The following is a 6,738-nucleotide window of genomic DNA, read 5'->3' on the forward strand; positions in this document are numbered from 1 at the left end:
CCTGGAGCTGGTACCCCCGTTGCCTCAGCCGGGAGACCACCTGGATCGATTTGATGGAATCCCCGCCCAGGGCGAAAAAGTCATCCTGAAGGCCTATGCGTTCATTTCTCAGGACTTCCCCCAAGACCTCTATCAATTCAGATTCCACTTTGTTACGTGGTGCTAAATAGCCCGAAAATGTGCCAAGAACCCGACCTGGCAGCGCTAGCAATCGTTCTTGATCGGTCTTACCATTGATGTTTACCGGAATACTTTCAACTAAAACAAACTTGTTAGGAACCATAAAATCCGGGAGCAGCATGCTCATATCAGTACGTATACGCTCCAACGCCGGGATTTCAAAACTGCAGATGAATGCGGTAAGTTCTTTTACGTCCTCGTCAACAAGATTTACAAGCACGACTGCATTTTCGATATAATCCAATTGCATTAGAACAGACTCAATCTCACCTAATTCAATACGATAACCCCTGATTTTAACTTGAAAATCCGACCTGCCTTTAAAAACGATTTTTCCGTCATTAGTCCAAAATCCGAAATCACCTGTCCTGTATAACCTACCTTTCTCTTTAAACGGATTATTTAGGAATTTTTCCTGATTAAGTTCCCGCCGGTTCCAATAGCCCCGTGCGACACCTCTTCCACCGATGTACAATTCACCAGTAACACCCACCGGTAACAAGTTTCTGTTTTTGTCTAAAATATAGATTTCGCAATTGTCATAGGGTGATCCGATCACCGGCAACCTGGAAAATTCAGCTAAGTTCTCGATCCCTATGATTTGTGTGGTAGCGCCTATTGTAGCTTCTGTAGGGCCATAATGATTCGCAAATAAAGTAGTTGGGTACTTTGTAAGGTATTTTTTTAAATGCGAGATGTTGATGGGTTCTCCTCCCAGCACTATTAGCCTGAGAGACCAAGAGCTAATCGCATTTCTGAAAATATCGGAAGCTATGAGCGCCGAAAAGAATGATGGCACCAGTTTTAAATAAGTTACGCTATACCTACTTATATAATCTAGCAGGAAAGAAGTGTCAACGATTTGATCGTTCGGCAAAATATGCAGCTTGCCACCGTTGACCAGACAAGACCAGATAATGGAATAGTTTCCGTCCCAACTGTAGGAGCTTACCAATATTGAACTATCGGTATCTTTAACTGCAAAACAACGCGAAAACCAGTTCACATGATTTGTGAGCCCTGTATGTTCTACTAAAACCCCTTTGGGGAGTCCAGTAGATCCTGACGTATATATCATGTATGCTAAACCATGACTAACTGCTTTGTTAACCTTTGCCGGATTAGGATTCAATGGGGCTTCAAGGATATCTAAAGCAGTAAACCCTTCAAGCAGGGGAAGATATTTTGATTCGGAAATTATTAGCGGACTTTCGCTGTCTCCAATCAAAAACCGTATCCGGTTAACCGGATAATCAGGGTCTATAGGCAGAAATGCGAACCCTGCCTTTAAGATACCAAGTATAGATACGATAATCCATTCGCTCCGATCTACCATTACTCCAACCACTGTCTCTGGAGCCAACTCATATTTAGCAAGAAGGTAATCCGCCAAGGCATCAGTAAGGGAATTTAGCTCTTTATAGGTTAAACTTACATCCGGCGTTTGTATTGCAACGTGATGCGGATAGGCTGAACAGGCCGCTTCAAACAAATGAACGACTGTTGCTTCTTCATTGATCGAAACGAAAGTATTATTAAAAGTTTGCAAGAGTTCCTTCTGCTGGCCTTGTTCTGGCAGAAATAAAGATGCAATGCGGGTGTCGCGGGCAAACAAAATTGCTCTGATCACATTTAAAAAGTGCTTGCCATATCGCCCAATTAATTCTGCTTCGAACTTCGAAGCGTCATAATTGATCGATAGGATGGAATCCTCCATTTGATAATGAAACTGGATTTCGCTAACATTATAATCCGGATCAGCCGAAGTTAAGCCAGGAATTCTTAATCCAACTTGCCCGAGAGCCTGCATGTCAAAAGAGTCAGCTGCACGGTCGCGAAACGTATCGTAATTATAATTACGATATTCAAATGCCAGCTGAAATTCCTTTTTCATAACTTCTATCACTTCAGCCGGCGAAAGATCAGGAGATATTTTTAAACGGTAAAAAAGTGGACTTTTACGGGCATTTTCTACGCCGCCGATAACAAGGTTCGGGCTATTGATAATAATATCTTCGTCCTGACAATAAAACGAATGATTGATAGCAAGTGCTGAGCAAATTAAAACAAAGTAGTTTTTTGAATCCCCTTTCGTTACTGCGTATAACTTTTCTTTTATATCTTCAGGAACTTCAAGTATGTGTTCCCGAAACTCAATAGCTCTTTCCGATCTTAAAGTATACAACTGAGAATAAACGCCTCCTTTTAATTTTTTAACCCAAAAATCTTCGGATATTTTCTCTTTTATGTTGTTTCCTTTTTTATGATGCAAGTTTTCGGTCATAGGTTTTCAGCGTGCGTCAAGCTAAATGTTGACTGGGTTTTGGAATTATATATTTAGGTCGAGATCAAAAGTCAGGGTAGCACTATCAGGTAAGTCCCAAACGCTCAGCTTATGTTTAAGATCTCTTAAACTACTATATGGATTTTGCCGTATTTCTGTCCAGAGCACTTCTATTTTTTCGACTAAAATCAAAATAGTTTCCTCTCTGAACAAAGCAGTGGAATAACTTATATTTAATCGCAATTGATCTTCGTTTAAATAGAAGTATAACGAAAGATCGCTTTTTATCATCGAATCAACTTCAAATCCGGTATCAAATGCAAATTCCGCAGGTACCGACTCTTTTACCACTGTAGTATTATGGGTTGAATCCACTTCAAGCATGTTAACAACGACATTGAAAAGATTGCGATCGACCGGACTCTGAATAGATTCTATGATTTTGAAGTATGGAATTTCTTGATGATCAATGCTTTCTCTTAGCTCTTTTGCCACGAATTGTACCCAAGAAGGGAAATCGAGATTTTCATCAATTGGAAAGGACAAGGGAAGCATATTTACAAAAAAACCGATCTGGTTAATAAGTTCTTCTTTAAATCTCCCGGCTATTGTGGTGCCTATACAGACGTCATTATTGCCAGTCCATTCACTTAAAATTAAACTGATGGAGGATAAAATAATTGTGAAAATACTTACATCTTCGTTTTTCCTGGTCGCATTGATGATATCCAGGGTGCTCTTTCCAAATAATTTGTTGATTTGTGCGCCCTGGTAGTCCATTCTTTTGGTTATATTATAGTCTGCGGGCAAACTTGCCAGGTTGGATTTTCCTTTGAATTTGTTGGTCCAGTAATTTAAGCTTTCCGAACATTCTCGGGACAATAGGAATAGGTTTTGCCAGGTACTGAAATCCTTATAATCAACTCCGATTTCGGGAAGTATGGGTTGTTGGCTTTCAAGCAGGCTTCGGTAAACTTTGTTTAGTTCTTTCAAAAATATCTGTGCGGACCAGCCATCGAATATGGCATGATGAAAACAGCTTACCAGTTTATACCTGTTTGTCTCAAACTTAAAAAGCGCGAATTTGAACAATGGTGCCGTCGCCACATTGAACTTCAGTATAGATATTTCTTTTAGTGTGTTGTCCATAGTCGCCAAGGGCGCAGATTCCCTCGTGAGATCAAAGACATCTATCCGGACTGGAATCTCAGGATGAACCTTCTGCCTGAACTCTTCGTCGCTTACAATAAAAGAAGTCCTTAAAATGTCGTGCCTGTCTACTAAAAATGCCAAAGACTGACGCAGTAGGGCAATATCAATTTCCATTACTATATCGATTGGCATGACAAGAGAATAAGCGGTGTCGTTTTGAGGATTGAAATGCTCATATAACAGCAACATTTCCTGTCCTTTAGAAACCGGATAATCGTGCGCCGTCTGCAGCTTTGGGATTTTTTCTGAAACGAGCCTCTCTGCCGATTCAATAACCCTGGAAATTCGCTGAATTGTATTTTCTTTGAAGAGCATACTTAGTTTTAAATTTGTTTTTAGGCACTTATTCAGCTTGGAGATTGCGAACATGGCTTTCATACTATTGCCGCCGATCTCGAAAAAATTATCATTTATTCCTACCTTTTCAAGGCTCAAAACGTCTCTCCATATATCCTGGATCTGTTTTTGGATAAAATTTTCCGGATTATAGATAGAATCAGTGTTGCCGAGGTAGCTAATCTCAGATTGAAGCAGCTGTTTTTTGTCAACTTTTCCATTTGCATTTAATGGGAAATCTTCCATAATAACAAAATGGGCCGGTATCATGTACTCAGGCAAATCGATAGCGAGTCGGTTTCTTAATTCCGGTCGGTTTATGCTGACCTTGCTTACTAGAAAAGCAATCAGGTCATTTTCCCCGCTTTCTGTTGGCTTCGCTATGATTATGGCATCTATAATATCAGGAATGTTTCGTAGAATGATTTCAATTTCTTCAGGTTCAATTCTATATCCACGGATTTTGATTTGGTTATCGCGTCTTCCCAGATATTCTATTTCACCATTTTCTAGCCATTTTCCCCAATCTCCGCTTTTGTATACCTTCGAGTTTGCAGACAATTTATCATCAATAAATTTGGTCCTGGTGAGTTCCGGATCTTGATCGTAGCCACAAGCTAGATTCCATCCACCGATGTAGATTTCGCCCTTTATTCCTAATGGTACAGGTTTCATCAAGTCATCAAGTATATACATGATGGAATTATTTATTGGCTTTCCAATGCTAACCTTTTCGGGAATGGGCCCATCGATTGAACGATAGGAACGTGCGGAGACGACGTGCGTTTCTGATGGACCGTAAAGGTTCGATATTCTCACAGTTGGATTTTTATCTAAAAAAATCCTTAACTCTCCGCTTACGTAAAGCTGCTCACCGGTCGAAATAATTTCTTTAAGTTGATGCCCCTCAAGGTCTGCATGAGAAATGTGAGTAAACATGTTTTTTAAAGCGGCATAAGGCATCGCCAATGTTTCGATATGTTTTTCTATAATGTAGTTCCTTAATTCCCACATGTCAGTGCGCAGAACCTCTTCGGCCAAATGAAGTTCCCCTCCTCTTCCTAAAGTATGGAAAACATCATGTAGCGACATGTCGAAACCGAACGAGCAAAATTGAAGATGCCTCTTCCAGCGGTACTTCGTTGATGTTTCCATGTGCCACCGGGCGAGGTTATAAAGCGTCCTATAGGTTTGAATCACTCCTTTTGGCACCCCGGTTGAACCAGAAGTGTACACAATAAAAGCAGGTTCCTCTGCAAAATATATATCAGGTATAGCGAGAACCGGATTTTTGGTTGATTCTATCTCAGCAGGCTGAACAACTGCTATCTTCAAATCATCTGGAAACTGGTCAGGTTCATCGGTTATAACCACAACTGATCGGCTTTCTTTCAAAATATGCGTCAGTCGGGAAACTGGCTGCTTTTTATCGCAGGGTACATAAGTGCCCCCTAACTTCATAACGCCAATCATCGCAATAACGGACCAGGGACAACGGTCCAGGTGCACGCTTACTCTATGCCCGGGTTTTACATATAGGTTGTTTACTAAATACGATGCGAGCTGGCTGGAGAGTTGATCGAGCTGGTGATAGGTCATCTGCTGGTCGCCGAAGACGACGGCGATTTTTTCGGGTGCGAGCCGGACCTGTTCGGCGAACAGGGTTACGATGGTTTCATTTTCAGGGTAGGGCTGTTGCAATCCATGAGAAAGTGTTTTAAGTTGGGATTTCTCTTCAGTGCCCAGATAATCAAGTTCCCTGATCGTGGTTGAGGGATTAATTGCTATAGCCTGCAGCAAGCCCACATAATGGTCAAAAAACCTTGCTATTGTATTTTCAAAATACAGATCGCTATTGTATTCAATGGATAAATGCAAGCCATCTTCTGAAGGCGTAAAATCAAAAAGCAGGTCAAACTTGCTGGTTTCCTGGAGTTCTCCCTGGTACCTGCTTACTTTTAGACCCCTCAGTTCATTAACCGGAATTTGGGTATCCTGGAGCACGATCATGATATCGAACAACGGGTTCCTGCTCATGTCCCGCTGTAACTGCAGGTCTTCTACCAATACATCAAAAGGGTAGTTCTGGTGTTCATATCCCTTAAGTGTTATCTCTCGGACATTGTTCAATAGTTGTATATAGTTGTCTTCCCCTTTGAATTTGGTACGTAATGCCAGTGTATTTACATATAACCCTAATTGTCCTTCCAGGTCAATGTGATCACGTCCAGCTATCGGACTGCCGATTATGATATCTTCCTGCCCGCTGTATCGGTATAACAGGATATTCACTACGGCGAGTAAACCCATAAATAGTGTACTTTGCTGTTGCTGACCAACAGCTTCTATTTTTTTAATGAGTTCACTATTAATTAAACGGGTCAGCCTTTTCCCTTTGTTCATTTTCAAAACCGGTCGTAACTTATCCGTCGGAAGCTCCAATACAGGTAACGGTCCTTCGAACTGATTTGCCCAATAAGCCTTTTGTGACTCCAGGCCCCCGCTGATAAGTTCGGCTTGTTGCCAGGCCGCATAGTCTTTATACTGAATGGACAGCGGAAAGCTGTTCTGGTCGCTTGCTTCTCCGGTGAACACATTATAAAGCCCCCGAAGTTCGTTGACCAAAAGCCCCATCGACCAGCCATCGCTGATGATATGGTGCATTACATAGGTAAATAACCAGCGATCGTCAGCTAACTGGTATATTGCGACACGTAAAAGAGGGC

Annotated in this window: 2 protein-coding genes; both read right to left on the reverse strand. The window is 41.4% G+C overall.

Going from position 1 to position 6,738, the window contains the following annotated elements:
* A partial coding sequence (locus tag FHW88_RS29915; protein ID WP_176629131.1) for a non-ribosomal peptide synthetase occupies window positions 1–2,464 on the reverse strand: 2,464 nt, incomplete at its 3' end.
* Window positions 2,465–2,509: 45 nt separating this feature from the next.
* Window positions 2,510–6,738, reverse strand: a 4,229-nt coding sequence (locus tag FHW88_RS29920) for a non-ribosomal peptide synthetase (protein WP_176629132.1), incomplete at its 5' end; no start/stop codon positions are given.

It is taken from the genome of Mucilaginibacter sp. SG538B, assembly GCF_013376065.1.
Taxonomy (GTDB): Bacteria; Bacteroidota; Bacteroidia; order Sphingobacteriales; family Sphingobacteriaceae; genus Mucilaginibacter; species Mucilaginibacter rubeus.